This window comes from Pseudoxanthomonas sp. SL93, from assembly GCF_026625825.1.
Classification (GTDB): domain Bacteria; phylum Pseudomonadota; class Gammaproteobacteria; order Xanthomonadales; family Xanthomonadaceae; genus Pseudoxanthomonas_A.
Genome location: NZ_CP113065.1, coordinates 3224552 through 3239288 on the forward strand (window position 1 = coordinate 3224552; position 14737 = coordinate 3239288).

At 68.7% G+C, this 14737-nt stretch carries 15 protein-coding genes; 8 read left to right on the top strand and 7 right to left on the bottom strand.

The features are described from left to right. Nucleotides 1-49 precede the first annotated feature (49 nt). Nucleotides 50-1018 (top strand): polysaccharide deacetylase family protein, encoded by a 969-nt coding sequence (locus tag OVA13_RS15100; protein WP_267791286.1) that lies wholly within the window; start codon nt 50-52, stop codon nt 1016-1018. 43 nt (nt 1019-1061) lie between these two features. Continuing rightward, nucleotides 1062-1322, top strand: a complete 261-nt coding sequence (locus tag OVA13_RS15105) for a hypothetical protein (RefSeq protein WP_267791287.1) — start codon at nt 1062-1064, stop codon at nt 1320-1322. A 9-nt stretch (nt 1323-1331) separates the two neighbouring features. Here OVA13_RS15105 and OVA13_RS15110 read toward each other — a convergent pair whose 3' ends face one another. Both OVA13_RS15110 and OVA13_RS15115 read right to left on the bottom strand, forming a co-directional pair. Beyond that, on the bottom strand, nt 1332-2111 hold the full coding sequence (locus tag OVA13_RS15110; protein ID WP_267791288.1) for a LytR/AlgR family response regulator transcription factor: 780 nt from the start codon (nt 2109-2111) through the stop codon (nt 1332-1334). Beyond that, complete coding sequence (locus OVA13_RS15115; protein ID WP_267791289.1) at nt 2108-3217, bottom strand: sensor histidine kinase; 1110 nt, start codon at nt 3215-3217, stop codon at nt 2108-2110. The genes OVA13_RS15110 and OVA13_RS15115 overlap by 4 nt, the downstream gene beginning before the upstream one ends. 205 nt (nt 3218-3422) lie before the next feature. Between OVA13_RS15115 and OVA13_RS15120 the strand changes: the two genes are divergently transcribed. The 3 genes from OVA13_RS15120 to OVA13_RS15130 all read left to right on the top strand — a co-directional run bounded on the left by OVA13_RS15120 (nt 3423) and on the right by OVA13_RS15130 (nt 5535). After that, entirely contained in the window at nt 3423-3815 is a 393-nt protein-coding gene (locus OVA13_RS15120) for a hypothetical protein (protein WP_267791290.1), read from the top strand. A 73-nt stretch (nt 3816-3888) separates the two neighbouring features. Continuing rightward, the gene (locus OVA13_RS15125; RefSeq protein ID WP_267791291.1) at nt 3889-4284 is read left to right on the top strand and encodes a DUF1801 domain-containing protein; all 396 of its coding nucleotides are present in this window, start codon (nt 3889-3891) and stop codon (nt 4282-4284) included. A 135-nt stretch (nt 4285-4419) separates the two neighbouring features. Further along, nucleotides 4420-5535 (top strand): alpha/beta fold hydrolase, encoded by a 1116-nt coding sequence (locus OVA13_RS15130; protein ID WP_267791292.1) that lies wholly within the window; start codon nt 4420-4422, stop codon nt 5533-5535. 13 nt (nt 5536-5548) lie between these two features. On the opposite strand, the gene OVA13_RS15135 is transcribed toward OVA13_RS15130, so the two are convergent. Together OVA13_RS15135 and OVA13_RS15140 are read right to left on the bottom strand one after the other, a co-directional pair. Then, nucleotides 5549-8230 carry a bifunctional diguanylate cyclase/phosphodiesterase gene (locus tag OVA13_RS15135; protein ID WP_267791293.1) on the bottom strand — a complete coding sequence of 894 codons (2682 nt, stop codon included), beginning with the start codon at nt 8228-8230 and terminating at the stop codon, nt 5549-5551. Between the two features lie 237 nt (nt 8231-8467). Further along, the gene (locus OVA13_RS15140) at nt 8468-9292 is read right to left on the bottom strand and encodes a CHAD domain-containing protein (RefSeq protein ID WP_267791294.1); all 825 of its coding nucleotides are present in this window, start codon (nt 9290-9292) and stop codon (nt 8468-8470) included. 156 nt (nt 9293-9448) lie between these two features. On the opposite strand from OVA13_RS15140, the gene OVA13_RS15145 reads away from it, so the two are divergent. After that, on the top strand, nt 9449-9724 hold the full coding sequence (locus OVA13_RS15145) for a hypothetical protein (protein WP_267791295.1): 276 nt from the start codon (nt 9449-9451) through the stop codon (nt 9722-9724). Nucleotides 9725-9837: 113 nt separating this feature from the next. Then, complete coding sequence (locus OVA13_RS15150; protein ID WP_267791296.1) at nt 9838-10833, top strand: alpha/beta hydrolase family protein; 996 nt, start codon at nt 9838-9840, stop codon at nt 10831-10833. Between the two features lies 1 nt (nt 10834). On the opposite strand, the gene OVA13_RS15155 is transcribed toward OVA13_RS15150, so the two are convergent. From OVA13_RS15155 to OVA13_RS15165, 3 genes are all read right to left on the bottom strand, one after another. Continuing rightward, nucleotides 10835-11185, bottom strand: coding sequence for a VOC family protein (locus tag OVA13_RS15155; protein ID WP_267791297.1), 351 nt, complete (start codon nt 11183-11185; stop codon nt 10835-10837). 70 nt (nt 11186-11255) lie between these two features. Beyond that, nucleotides 11256-11966, bottom strand: coding sequence for an AraC family transcriptional regulator (locus tag OVA13_RS15160; protein WP_267791298.1), 711 nt, complete (start codon nt 11964-11966; stop codon nt 11256-11258). Between the two features lie 10 nt (nt 11967-11976). Further along, nucleotides 11977-12945: a LysR family transcriptional regulator gene (locus OVA13_RS15165; protein WP_267791299.1), complete on the bottom strand. Its 969-nt coding sequence runs from the start codon at nt 12943-12945 to the stop codon at nt 11977-11979. Between the two features lie 111 nt (nt 12946-13056). On the opposite strand from OVA13_RS15165, the gene aceB reads away from it, so the two are divergent. Then, nucleotides 13057-14703, top strand: coding sequence for a malate synthase A (aceB, locus tag OVA13_RS15170; RefSeq protein ID WP_267791300.1), 1647 nt, complete (start codon nt 13057-13059; stop codon nt 14701-14703). Nucleotides 14704-14737: the final 34 nt, after the last annotated feature.

Consider the following 14737-nt stretch of genomic DNA (forward strand, 5'->3'; position numbering starts at 1 on the left):
AATCAGGTGGCCGTATGCTGGGGGCATCGAAACGGATGCCCCGGTTGCCATGTCCCTGTTGCTGCGTGTCGTGCTGCTGTTCGCCATGGCCCTGTCCGCGCACGCGGCCGAACCCGATCGCCGCATCGCCATCACCATCGACGACCTGCCGTGGCAGCGGATGGACAAGACGCCGGACGCGGAACTGCCGCGCCGGCATGCGCAGTTGATGGCGCAGTTGAAGCAGGCCGGCGTGCCCGTGGTGGGGTTCGTCAACGAAGGCAAGCTGGAGGTCGACGGGCGCACCCAGCCGCAACGCGTGGCGATGCTGCGCGACTGGCTGCAGGCCGGCTACGAGCTGGGCAACCACACACATGGCCACCTGGACGTGCATGCCGTCGGCGTGCCCGCGTTCCAGCAGGACATCCTGCGTGGCGAACGCGTGCTGCGGCCGTTGCTGGCGGAATACGGCACCGCGCCGCGCTGGTTCCGGCATCCCTACCTGCGGGCCGGGCGCACGCCCGAGGACCGCGCCACGCTGTCGGCCTTCCTGGCGCAGCACGGCTACCGCATCGCACCGGTCACCGTCGACAACGGCGAGTGGGTGTGGGCGTTCGCTTACGCCAACGTGCTGGACGGGCAGCCCGACACGCCTGCGCGTGCGGCCACGCTGGAGCGCCTGCGCCGTGGCTATCTGCCCTACATGCTCAACAAGGTGGACTACTACGAGCGCCAGTCGCAGGCCTTGCTTGGCCATGCGCTGCCACAGGTGTGGCTGCTGCACGCCAACGAACTGAACGCGGTCGCCTACGCCGACCTGGTGGCGGGCGTGCAGCGCCGTGGTTACCGCGTCGTCACCCTGGAGGAAGCGCTGCGCGACCCGGCGTACCAGCGTGGCGAAGCGGGCTACAACGGCCGCTATGGCCCCAGCTGGCTGCACCGCTGGGCGATGGCCGAACAGAAACCGAAGACGTTCTACGCCGGCGAGCCCACGGTGCCCCAGTGGGTGCTGGACCTGGCGGGCGTGGCGTCCGAATGACGCGGCGATCGCCGTTTTCACGCAGGCCAGCCGACGGTGCCCCATGCAGAAGAAGATCGACATCTCGACCCACGGCGACCACCTGATCCAGGTCGCCATCCAGCGCCCCGACGAACACTCGGCATGGGCGCTGACCGTGCTCGTGCGTCCATCGGCGGCGGCCGCGTGGAGCGACCCCTGGGTGGACACGCAGCGCACGTACTTCACCTGTTTCGATGCCCTGGCCGCGGGCAAGCAGCAGGGCGCCCGGATGATCGAGGCGCGCCGCGCGGCGACCGTGCCCGGCGACGACGAAACGCCCTGAACTGCCGTCTCACCCGTCCTGGCGCGTCGTCGCCAGGCGCAGGAAGGTCTCGTGCTGGTAGCGGCTCATGCGCAGCTGCTGGCCGGTGTCCATGGTCACCACGTGGTGGCCGTTGAACCACGGGTGGATGCTCTTCACGCGGCGCACGTTGATGATGGCCGAGCGGTGCACGCGCGCGAAGTGGCGCGGGTCCAGCCGGCTGGCGAGGGCGGCCATCGTCTCGCGTACTTCATGCGTGCCGCTGGCCAGGTGGATCAGCACGGTGTTGCGGTTGGCGCGGATCCACACGATGTCGGCGACGTCGACGAAGCTGATCTGTTCGTCCACGCGCACCGGGATGCGTTCCAGGTAATCGTCGCGTTGGCGCAGGGAGTCCAGCGCCTGCATGATGCGCGCCGTCGTCGCCGCATCGGTGCCGCGTGCAGCGGACAACCGCTGCTTGGCGCGGCGCAGGGTCTCGGCGAAGCGTTCGCGGCTGAACGGCTTGACCAGGTAGTCCACCGCATTGGCTTCGAACGCGCGCACGGCGTACTGCTCGTAGGCGGTGACGAAGATGGTGGCGGGCATCCGCGCCGCGCCGATGGTCGCCACCACGTCCAGGCCGGTGATGGCCGGCATCTGGATGTCCAGGAACACCAGGTCCGGCGACCGGCTGCGGATCGCCTCCACCGCCGACACGCCGTCGCCGCATTCGGCCAGCAGTTCGATGTCGGGGTCGTCGCGCAGCAGCCGCACGATGGCATGCCGCGCGATCGGTTCGTCATCCACCACCAGCGCGGTCAGGCTCATGCGGGCAGGTGCTCCGGCAGGTCGTCGTCGGCCTCCAGTTCGCGGAACGGCAGGCGGATGCGGCAGGCCACGCCGTTGGGCACCATCGCATCCAGCCGCAGCTCGGCGGCATCGCCATACAGTTCCTTCAGCCGCAGTCGCGTGTTCGACAGGCCGATGCCGTGGCCCGCCACCCGCCGTGGGCCGTCCAGCGTGCTGTTGCGGTTGCGCACGTCGATGCACAGGGCATCGCCCTCGCGACGGCAATCCACCTCGATGCAGTCCTCGCCCACGTGCTCGCCGATGCCGTGGCGGATCGCGTTCTCGACGATCGGCTGCAGCACCAGGCTGGGCACCGCGGCCTGCATGGCCTCGGGCGACACGTAGATGCGCGTGGTCAGCCGGTCCTTGAAGCGCCGCTGCTGGATGCCGAGATACAGGTCCAGCAGTTCCAGTTCGCGGCGCAGCGGGATCTCCTGGCCGTCGTAGTCTTCCAGGAACGCGCGCAGCAGCTCGCTCAACTTCAGCAGCATGTCCTCGGCCGACAGGGTGTCCTCGTCCAGCAGGGTGATGATGGCGTGCAGCGTGTTGAACAGGAAATGCGGCTGCAGCTGCGTCTTCAGCACCTGCAGCCGCGACTGCGCCAGTTCGGTGGCCAGCTGGCTGGCTTCCAGTTCGCGCCGCGCCTTTTCCGCCTGGAAGTACAGCAGGTGCTGGATCGCCAGGAGTCCCCAGTAGGTGAGCAGGCCGGTGGCGGTGTGCTTGCTGAAGAACTGCCAGAACTGGGTCCAGAAGGTGCTGTTCTCGAACGGTGCGGATACCACCGCGCCCATGAAGATGGCCAGCAGCGTCACGCCCGCGCTGGCCACCACATGCTGGCCCAGCGAACGCAGCCGCAACGGGAACTGGATGGGGTGGCGTTCGCCCAGGCGGAACACCAGTGGCGCCAGCGCGGCCCACGTCAGCCACTGGATCATCGACCAGCGCAGGTACGTCGTGGCCGGCCACAGGTGTCCGTTGACGGCGTCGTTCAACCAGCCCTGCACCGCGAACACGACCACCACCAGCGACCACAGGCCGAGGTAGCGGGACAGCGGGATTTCCAGGCGGCCAAGACGGATGTGCATGCGCGTGGTTCGGGTGGCGACGCTGGCATCGTAGGCGGCGTGCCGTGCGCTGCAAAGCGCCGTGTGGCCTCACTACGATTCGCAACCCGCCCACGACGATTGGTCCCGGACCGGTGGTCCGCGCGGGTTGGCAGGCGCGAGATGCGGGCACGGCATGCGCGATCCGCGCTGGGCCGTCCCGCCATCCCCTACCGGAGAGCCTGTCATGCAATCGTCCCTTCCTGCCCTGCTCGCCCTGCTGCTGATCACCCCCTGCGTCTCCCATGCCATCGCCGGCGAACCGACCCGCTATCTGGAACTGGTCAACCGTGCCCACGACACCGTGACCGCGGTGTCCGCGGCGCCCGCCGGCAGCGGTGCCTTCCAGCCGATGCCGTTGCCTGCGCCGCTGCGGGGTGGCGGTGATGCCACCACATTGAGCGTGGCGGGTGAGCACTGCCGCCATGACCTGCAGTTCACCTTCCGTGATGGACGCTCGGTGGTCTACCCGCAGGTCGACCTGTGCCGCCACCGCGGCCTGCGCATCCAGCCGCTGCCGCGCGCCTCCACCGGGGGCGACGCACGCGTGGCGACATCCGAGGCCGCGCCCACCCCCTGACGCGGCGCGGCATCACGCCGCGCCATGGCCGCTGCGTTATCTTCCTGCGAGACTCATAGTGACCGGAGGCGTGATGCCCGCCAGGCGACCCGCGAAAGCCGTGCCCGATGTCGATGCCTTCATCGCAGCGCTCGATCATCCGCTCGTGCCGGTGGTGGTGGCGCTGCGCCAGGCCATCCTCGGCGCGGATGCCTCCATCGGTGAGGCGGTGAAGTGGAATGCCCCCAGCTTCCATACCACCGGGCATTTCGCGACCATGCACCTGCGCAATCCCGCCGCGGTGCAGTTGATCCTGCACCTGGGCGCGAAGAAGCGCCCGCTGCCGAAGCCGCGCATCGACGATCCCGGGCACCTGCTCACCTGGCTGGGCGAGGACAGGGCCACGGTGAGTTTCACGTCGCTGCAGGCGCTGGAGGAGCGGCGCGATGCACTGCAGGCCATCATCCATCAATGGATCACGCATGTCTGACCGGCGCGTGTGCTTCCCGCGCGTACCGCGCGTGGCCTGAACCGTGACGTCGATGTTGCCGACCACGACGACAGGCACAGGTCTGCGGCCAGGGCGACACTGAAAATCGCAGGCATCCCCGCACGGAAATCGCCGATGAAAGCGCCACTCTTCGCTTTTGCCCTGCTGCTCCTGATCCCGCCCCGCGCGCAGGCACAGGACGCATGCCCGGACCGCTCCAGCTACGCACCCGCCCGCGAGATCATCCAGGACCTGGGGCGCATCGTCAGCCCGGACGGCGTGCAGGAAGCGTATGCCACGCGCATCGGCGGAATCGACCAGTGGATCAACGTGCGCGGACAGGATCGCGCGAATCCGATGGTGCTTTTCATCCATGGCGGCCCGGCATCGCCCATCACGCCGAGCCAATGGCAGTTCCAGCGGCCGCTTGAGGAATACTTCACCATCGTCAACTACGATCAGCGCGGTGCCGGCAAGACCTACGGCAGCGTGCCGCCGGACCGCATTGCCGACACCCTGCACGTCCAGCAGTACGTGGACGATGCCATCGAGATCGCCGAGCACCTGCGCACGCGTTATGGCAAGCGGAAACTGGTGCTGATGGGGCACAGCTGGGGCACGGTGGTAGGCATGCACGCGGCACTGAAGCGGCCGGACCTGTTCCATGCCTATGTCGGCATCGGCCAGGTGATCAGCACGCGCGAGAACGAACGCCTCAGTTTCGAATACGGACTGCGGACGGCACGCGAACGCGGCAACCAGCAGGCGATCCGCGAGATGGAGGCGATCGCGCCGTATCCCGGCGATACGCCGATCACGCGCGAACGCATCATCGTCGCGCGCAAATGGCCGCAGTTCTACGGCGGACTGACCGCCTACCGCGAAACGTCGGATTACTTCTACCGTGCGGCACGGCTGTCACCCGAGTACGACGACCGCGACCGCTGCGCGATCAACGCCGGCAGCGTGTTCACGCTCGGGAAGCTGCTGGACGAATTCCTGCAGGTGGATTTCACCGGGGTGAAGGAATTTCCGATACCGGTGGTCATGTTCATGGGACGCCACGACTACACGACGCCGTCCCAGCCTACCGCGCAGTGGATCGACGCAGTGAAGGCGCCGTACAAGCGCGGCGTCTGGTTCGAGCATTCCGCGCACATGATGCCGTGGGAAGAGCCCGGCAAGACGCTGGTCAGCCTGCTTGAGCACGTGCGACCGCTGGCCAGCGAAAACGCGGGCCCGTCCCGCTGACGCCGGGCACGCGTCAGCGCACCACGGCCAGCCGGCGCGGCGGTTCGGGGCGCTGGAACACCACGCGCTCCGGCCGGTGCAGCGCGAAGCCCTGGCCGTAGTCGACGCCCAGTGAACGCAGGGCGTCGGACAGGTGCTGGCTGCTGACCCATTCGGCCACCACTTTCAGGCCACGCTGGTGGCCGATCTGGGCGATGGCGCTGACGATGGTGCGGCTCATCGGATCGGTTTCCAGGTCGCGGATGAAGCTGCCGTCGATCTTGATCATGTCCACCGGAAGATTCTTCAGATAGCCAAACGACGACATGCCGGCGCCGAAGTCGTCCAGCGCGATCAGGCAGCCCGCGCGGCGCAGGCGCTCGATCACGTGCACCACCTTCAGCAGGTTGCGCACGGCGACGGTTTCGGTGATCTCGAAGCACAGCTTGTGCGCGGGCACCGCGTACTCGGTGATGCGCGCCAGGATGAAATCCGCGAGCCCTTCGTCCTCGATGCTGGCGCCGGACAGGTTGATGGCGCACGTGCCAAGTTTCTGCCCGGTGTCGTGCAGGCGCGAGAAATGCGCCAGCGCGGTGCGGATCACCCAGCGGTCGATCGCCGGCATCAGGCCATAGCGTTCGGCGGCGGGCAGGAAGGCGCCCGGCAGCACGATGCCGCCGTCCTCGTCGCGCAGGCGCAGCAGCAGTTCCACGCTCGGTGCGGCGTCGCCGCCGTCCAGCGGCACGATTTCCTGGTAGTCCAGCAGCAGGCGGTCCTGTTCCACCGCCCAGCGCAGCCGGCTGGCCCATTCCATCTCGCCGTGGCGGCGCGTGGTCTCGTTGTCCTCGCGGTAGACGTGCACGCGGTTGCGCCCGTTCTCCTTGGCCAGGTAGCAGGCGGTGTCCGCCCAGGCCAGCAGGTCCTTCAGCGTGGGGCCGTTCTGGTCCACCACCACCACGCCGATGCTGGCGCTGACGGTGTAGGTACGGTCCTGCCAGACGAACATCAGGCTCTCGATGCACTCGCGCAGGCGTTCGGCCAGCGCGCGCGCGCCTTCGGCATCCACGTGGAAGGCCATCAGGCCGAACTCGTCGCCGCCCAGCCGCGCCAGCACGTCGCCGCCGCGCAGTTGCTGGCGCATCGCCAGCGCGAGTTGCGCGAGCAGCTGGTCGCCGGCCATGTGGCCGGAGATGTCGTTGATCAGCTTGAACTGGTCAAGGTCGATGTACAGCAGCGCGCACGCTTCCGGGTCCGGCCGCGCCTTGCGCTCGGTCAGCGCCTGCTCGATGCGCCGCTCGAACTCGCGGCGGTTGCACAGTTCGGTCAGCGCGTCATGCGTGGCCTGGTAGCTGAGGCGTTCGGTCAGTTCGCGCTGTTCGGAGATATCGGTGGCCACCATCAGCAGGTGGGCGTCGCCCTCCATGTCGACCTGCGCGATGGACGCGTTGGCCCAGAACGCATCGCCGATGGGGCTGAGCAGCACGGCTTCCAGGTTGCCCCAGTCGTTGCCCACCGTGGCCGGGTCGCTGGCGCGGTGCTGCAGCAGCGGGTCGGAGAACAAAGCGGCCAGCGGCAGCCCGGTCGGGTCGCCCAGGCGCAGGCGCGCGGCCTGGTTGGCGTACACGATGCGCCCGTCGCGCGCGCTGGCCAGCAGCACCAGCGCCGGCAGCAGTTCGTTCAAGGTACGGAAGCGCATTTCGCTTTCGCGGAAGCGGGTGCTCATCTGCTGGCCCAGTGCCAGCGCCCGGCGCCGCGTGCTGGTCAGCGACCACGCCAGCGCGGACAGCAGCAGGCTGATGATCAGGCCGCCGGTGAGCACGGCTTCCAGTCGGCCCAGATCCAGGGGCATCGGGCGCGGCTGAAGTTCCATCCGCCACTGGCGCCCGCCGAACGCCAGCACGCGCGTCTGCATGCGCGCGTCGGTAGCGACCGGGGTGCCCGAATCGTAGAACGGCACGGAGGTGGTGGCGCCGGCGTCGTACAGGCGTACACGGAAGCCGTCCAGCACGGGGCCGGCAAGGGCGGTTTCCACCAGGGGCTGGAGGCGCATGCCGATGGCCAGCGCGCCGATCTCGCGCGCGCGCCGCTGGTTGGACGTGGTCGGGGTGGGCCCGCGGGAATACACCGGCAGGCGCAGGGTGATGCCCAGCGGGTTCTGGCCTTCGGGCGTGGTCTGGCGCAGCGCGAACGGCGCGGACATCACCACCGTGTCGGTGTCGCGCGCCTGCAGCAGCGCCGCGAGGTTCGCCCTCTGCGACACCATGTCGAACCCGATCAGCGCGGTGTTGGCGCGGTAGGGCGTGACGAACTCGTAGCGGTACGACACCTGGTCCGCCAGCGGCTGGCCGGCGGGCGCGCGGCGGGCGAAGGCCACCGAGGTATAGGCGCGCTCCGGAAGCGGGCTGCGCAGGTTAGCGTGGTACTGGGCGAACGTCGCCTGGTCCATTGCATCGTTGGACAGGAACACGGTCTGCATCGCCCGCAGCAGCGAGGCCGCCTGTTCCAGTGGCACGCGCAGGCGCGCGGCACCGGTGTTGGCGAGCACTTGCTGGGCGTGGTGCGCCCGTTCGTTCAGGTCGCGCCATTCGCGGTGCGCGACCCAGCCGGTGAACACCAGGCCGCCCACCAACACGGCCACCGCCCACGCCATGGGCGGCAGGCCCGGTCGTCGGGGCGGTTGGTCCGGCAGCGGCGCGGGGCCGGCCGCCGGAGGCATGGAATGTGCTGCGTCCACCTGCTTTGCCTGGTGTCCTTGGGTACGGGTGGTGTCGGTCCCCTCCCGGAAGGAAGGGGGCGTCCCATGGCTCCTGCATGGTTCATGCCAAGGGAGCGGCCATGTACGAGCCCGAGGCAAGGCCCTTGGCCGGAGGCGCAGGAGGTGACCGGCGGACCAGGCGGGCCTTGAGTGTCACTATCGGCCCGGCTGCGTCGTTCTTGACGCGTGGCCGGGCCATCACGCCAGCGGCAGGATCCGTTCGCGCGATGCCGTGCGGCGGCGACGCGGGGCTACATCGCTTGAGGCATGTTGACGCTCCAGCGAACGCAGGGCCTTCTGCAGCAGCGCCAGGTCCTGCAGTGCGCCCAGCTGGTCCACCAGGGCGGAAATCTCCTTGCCGGGGGCGGGCAGGTGGCGCATGGCGTGGGCATCCAGGCGTACCTCGAGCTTCCTCATGGCGTGGAACTGCATGCGCAGGCGGCGCGAGCGTCGCCGCCAGTCGTGCAGGTCGTCCACCCGCCCACTGGCCAGCGCGACCTGCTGCGCGCGTTGTTGGCGCTGCGCGGATTTCTCCAGCGCATGGCGAAGGCAGCCGCCATGCACCTGGTGCCACGGCAACTGCTGCAACTGCTCGGCATGGCGATGCGCCTGTGCCTGGCGGCGCGCGAACCCGGGATCTTTCTGCAGCGTGTCGTGCAGCAGGGACGCGTGGCGTTGCGCCAGTGCGTCGCGGATGCGTTGCCAGGCCTCGACTTCGTCCGTGTCGTCGCTTTCGTCCGCCATCAGGGCCGCGGTTTCCACCACCACCTGGGCGTCGCGCAGGGCGGACAGGCCCTTGGCCAGTGCACGCAATGCTCGATCCAGGGGACGGACCTCCTTGCCGCGCGCGTCGTGCCCCAGCGCCAACAGCGAGCGCAGCCGACGCACCGCCTTGCGCGCTTCGTGCACGCCGCGCGGATCCCGCGGTGCCTGCACCAGCGACGCCGCGAGCACGGCGGCGTCCTCGGCAGCGAGGGCTGCCATCCGTTCGCCCAAGGGGGAAGCAGCGGTGCGACGAGGCATCGGAGGCATCCGGGGTGCGGGCGGCCAGTCTAATGCCCGGTGGCCACGGGGCGCGGTCAACCCGCGCTTAACGCCTGCCGTTCGTCGGAGGTGGCGGCACTTGGACGCGGGCATGATAAATTGTATAAATCATTTATACGATTCAAGACCGCGCCGATGCCCAAGCCCCCCAAGTCCACGGCCGATGCGGCCAGCACCGCCGGCAAGGCGGGCAAGCCGGAGAAGCCGGTGCGCGACAGCTTCACCATGCCGGCCGCGGATTTCGCGCTGGTGGCGGTGCTGAAGGGGCGTGCGCTGGAAGCCCGGCGGCCCGCCAAGAAAAGCGAACTGCTACGTGCCGGCCTGCATGCCCTGCATGGCCTGTCGCCCGCGGCGCTTGCGAAGGCCCTGGATGCTCTGGCGCCGGTCAAGGCCGGCCGCCCGAAGAAGTAATAAGCACGCGCACGCCCTGCGTGCGTTGCCGGTGACCGCCGGCCCTGTTTTCGTCTGCCGCGCGCGTCGGTTCGCGTGGCCTGTGGTGTTGTCGCTGCTGCCGGATCCTGTCGATGAATGTTCCCGCTTTCCTTCGCCGCCGTCGCTGGCTGGCCTTGTCGTCCCTGCTGTTGCTGGCCCCGGTGCTGGTGGCGTCTTCGCGCGTGCCGGATGCGCCGATGGCGGTCGTCGAACGGCATGCGGGCTACGACGTGCGCGACCTCGACTGGCAGGACGGTGCGCGCGGCCGTGCGGTGCCGGTGAAGCTGTTCATGCCGACCGGCGCCCACCGCGGCAAGGTACCGCTGGTGGTCTTCTCGCATGGCATCGGCAGTGCGCGTGATGGCTACACCTACCTGGGCCATTACTGGGCGCGGCACGGCGTTGCCAGCCTGCACGTGCAGCACGTGGGCAGCGACCGCGCGCTGTGGCGCGGCAATCCGCTGCAGCTGGTGTCGCGCTTCCAGCGTGCCGCCGGGGAGGCGGAAGCCATCGCCCGCGTCGGCGACCAGCGTTTCGCCCTGGACCAGGTGCTGCAAGGCGAGTGGGGCGCGCACATCGACCGCGCGCGCATCGTCGCCGCCGGCCATTCGTATGGCGCCAACACCACGCTGATGTCCGCCGGCGCGCGCGTGGTGCGCCATGGCAGGCCCATCTGGCTGCGTGATCCGCGCATCAGCGCCGCGATCGTCATCTCCGCGCCGCCGTTCTACGGCGACGAGGATTTCCGTCCGATCCTGCGCGGCATCACCATCCCCACGCTGCATGTGACCACCGCCGACGACATCATCCGCATCCCGGGCTTCGGCTCCGGCGTGGACGACCGCTTGAAAGTGTTCGACGCCGTCGGCGGCGCGCGCAAGGTACTGGCCGTCTACAAGCACGGCACCCACAACGTGTTCACCGATCACCGCTACTTCGATTCACGCGCCGTCAGCGAGCAGGTCAAGCAGGCGACCGAGGAACTGTCACTTGCTTTCATCGATACGGCGTATGGCGCCAACCCGCAGGAAATGCGCGACTGGAGCACGCGCCACCATGATCTGGTGGCCCGCTACGTGGCGCCGTGAATCAGGCGTCCGTCCAGACGGCCAGTTCGTAGCCGTCGGGATCGGCGAACTGGAAGCGCCGGCCACCGGGGAAGGCGAAGATCGGCCGGGTGACGCGGGCGCCCGCGGCTTCCACCTTCGCCAGGCTGTCTTCCAGCGCCGTCGAATACAGCACGACCAGCGCGCCACCCGGCTGTGGCGTGCCATGGGTGAAGCCGCCGGTCAGCCGCCCATCGCGGAACTCGCAGTAATCCGGCCCGTAGTCCTGGAAGGTCCAGCCGAAGGCGCCGCCGTAGAACGCCTTCGAAGCGGCGATGGAGGCGACGGTGAACTCGAGGTAGTCGATGCGGTGGTGGTGTTCGGCAGCGCTCATGGCAGGGGTCCGTGGAAGAGGTCGCCAGTCTGCGACCATCCGGCGGCCTTGTCTTGGCGAAATCGGACAGTCAGGCCGCGACCTGCGCTACCAGTGCGGTCGGCGTCAGGCCGGTGAGTCGCCGCGTGTCGCCTGCAAGCTGGGCGGCGTCGTAGTAGCCGGCGTCCAGCGCGGCGTCCAGCAGCGACGCGTGCACGCGCTGCAGGTCCAGGAAGCGCTGCAGCCGCAGGATCCGCGCCAGGCGCTTCGGCCCGTAGCCGAAGGCGTCGTCGCACTGGCGCAGCAGCGTCCGTTCGGTCAGGCCCAGGTCGGCGGCGAGGTGGGTGATCGATGGGGGGCGCGCCGCCGATAGCCGCGCATGCACCTGCACCATCGCATCGCTGCCGCGCGTTGCTTCCGACAGCACTTGCTGGGCCAGCCAAGCCATCGCGCCGTCGCCCTGGTCCGCCATCCGGTCCGCCAATCGCGCCAGGCGCGGAATCCCGAGGTCGTGCAGGGCCACGCGCTGGTCGGCGAGCACATGCAGCGGCATGTCCAGCCAGCAGGTGGCGACTGCGGGCGCGAAGCGCAATCCCTGCAGCCGGCTACGCGGTGCGAGTCGGGCGTACTGGGCGCGTGTGTCCGGCCCTGCGATGCTCAACACCCTGCCGTCCCACAACAGATCGACGCAGGCATCCGGCAGCACGAGTGCGGGCGTCGCCTGCGTGCCTTGCACGTAGTCCCAGTGGCACAGCAGCGGCCAGCCGGGCGCGAGATCGTGTTGTCGGTAGCGGCCGCTCATCGGGGGAGGCCTAGCGTTCGGAATGTCCGCTCTCATCGTAATCGCGCCGCTCGAACAGATGCGGCTGGATCAGCTCGATGAAATCGCGTGCCTGCGGTGACAGGTACTTGCCCTTGCGAACGACCACGCCGTAGCTTCGCGCCGGGAACCACTGCGCCAGCGAACGCGCGGTCAGCCGGTCGCGGTCGGCGTCGGTCAGGCAGATCGAGCTGACGATGGAGATGCCCATGCCCATGGCCACGTACTGCTTGATCACTTCCCAGCCCCCCACTTCCAGCGCCACCGTGTACGGCACGCGGTTCTGCTGGAACACCAGGTCGACCAGACGGTAGGTGATCAGCCGTTTCGGCGGCAGGATCAGCCCGTAGGGCGACAGGTCCTCGAGCCGCAGGTCCGCCTTCTTCGCCAGCGGATGGTTGGGCGGGGTGATCAGCAGCGGTTCGAAGCGGTACACCGGGGCATAGCTCAGGTCGGCCGGGACATCCAGCACCGAGCCGATCGCCAGGTCCACCGCATCCGAGCGCAGCAGGTCGGTACCGTCGGCAGTGACCGCGTTGTGCAGGGTCAGGCGCACTTCCGGGTGCTGGCGACGGAAGTTCTCCACGATCTTGGGCAGCAGGTACAGGATGGTGGAACTGTTGGCGGCGATGTTGAGTTCGCCCACGTCCAGGCCGCTGACCTTCTGTCGGAAGACCGCATCCAGCCCGTCGATCCCCTCGACCAGCGGTTGCGCCAGCTCATAGAGGACCTGGCCTTCCGGGCTGGGCGCCAGCCGGCGGCCGATGCGCTCGAACAGGGTGACGCCCAGCTCCCGCTCGAGTGCCTGCAGCTGCAGGGTGATGGCCGGCTGGCTGACGAACAGGGCCTCGGCCGCCCGCGACACCGACCCCAGCCGCACCGTCTGGCAGAACGCCCGCAAGGGCTTGAGCCGGTCGGATTTGTAGGGAAATCGCGGGGTTGGGATACTCGCGTCGGACATTTTTCCATCAACTATAAGCAGAACTTATTTAATGCATTGACAAAACTGCTTTGTCAAATATTTGGTTGCGGCGCAGCGTAACGGTCCAGCAGGATCCCAGGAGCCCGACCCATGCATGCCATCGCTTTCGCCCCGCCACCGCGGGATATCGCCGCCGACCGCGCCACCCCGGGCATTGCCCTGACCACCCAGGTCGTGGGCCAGGATGCGCTGCTTCCGCCCGCCCTGCTGGCGCTGCTGGTCTCGCTGCACCGTGCGATCGAACCCGAGCGGCAGGCGCGGCTGGCGGCCCGTCGCCAGCGTCAGGCCTACTTCGACGCAGGCGGCCTGCCCGATTTCCGTGAAGACACCCGCGCCATCCGCGAGAGCGAATGGACGGTCGCCCCGCTGCCGGCCGCGCTGCAGGACCGGCGCGTGGAGATCACCGGCCCGGTCGACCCCAAGATGGTCATCAACGCGCTGAATTCAGGCGCGAAGGTGTTCATGGCCGACTTCGAGGATTCCACCTCGCCGACCTGGCAGAACCTGTTGACCGGCCAGCGCGCGCTGATCGGGGCGGTCAAGGGCGACCTGTCCTTCACTGCGCCCGCCGTCGACGGAACCCCCGGCAAGCACTACACGCTCAAGCCACGCGACGAGCAGGCCGTGTTGCTGGTGCGTCCGCGCGGCTGGCACCTGGACGAGAAGCATGTGCGCGTGGACGGCGCGCCGATCGCCGGCGGCCTGTTCGACGTCGCGGTGTTCGCCTTCCACAACGCCCGTGCGCTGATGTCGCAGGAACGCGGCCCGTTCTTCTACCTGCCCAAGCTGCAGAGCATGGAAGAAGCGGCGCTGTGGGAAACCGCGCTGTCGCACATCGAGGCCGCGCTGGGCCTGCCGCACGGGCAGATGAAGGTCACCGTGCTGATCGAGACGCTGCCGGCGGTGTTCGAGATGCACGAGATCCTGCATGCGCTGCGCGAGCGCATCGTCGGCCTGAACTGCGGGCGCTGGGACTACATCTTTTCGTACCTGAAGACCTTCCGCCGCCATCCCGACAAGGTGTTGCCGGAGCGCGGTCAGGTGACGATGACGCAGCCGTTCCTGAAGTCCTATTCCGAACTGCTGATCCAGACCTGCCACCAGCGCGGCGCGCATGCGATGGGCGGCATGGCCGCGCAGATCCCCATCAGCCACGACGAAGCCGCCAACGAGCAGGCCCTGGCCCGCGTGCGCGCCGACAAGCTGCGCGAAGTCACCGCCGGCCATGACGGCACGTGGGTGGCGCATCCGGCGCTGATCCCCATCGCCCGCGCGATCTTCGACGAGCACATGCCGCAGCCGCACCAGCACGCGGTGCTGCGCGAGGACGTGCTGGTCACCCGCGACGACCTGATCAGGCCTTCGTTCGGCACCATCACGCGCGCCGGCTTCGAGGGCAACGTGGAAGTCTGCGTGCGCTACTTGGCCGCCTGGCTGGACGGCAACGGCTGCGTGCCGATCCACTGGCTGATGGAGGACGCCGCCACCGCCGAGATTTCGCGCACGCAGATCTGGCAGTGGCTGCACACGCACGACGTGCACCTGTGCGACGGCACGCTGATCGACAACGTCCTGCTGCAGCGCACGCTGGCCGCGTTGCCGGCCCGCCTGGGCGACCACGCGAAGCTGCCCGGCGGCGCGCGCATCCCCGAAGCCATCGCCCTGCTCGACGAGCTGAGCCGCGCCGACGAACTGGTGGAGTTCCTGACCCTGCCTGCGTACGAACGCATCGACTGACACCGCACCGCTTCCCTTTCCCTTCTTTCGCTCC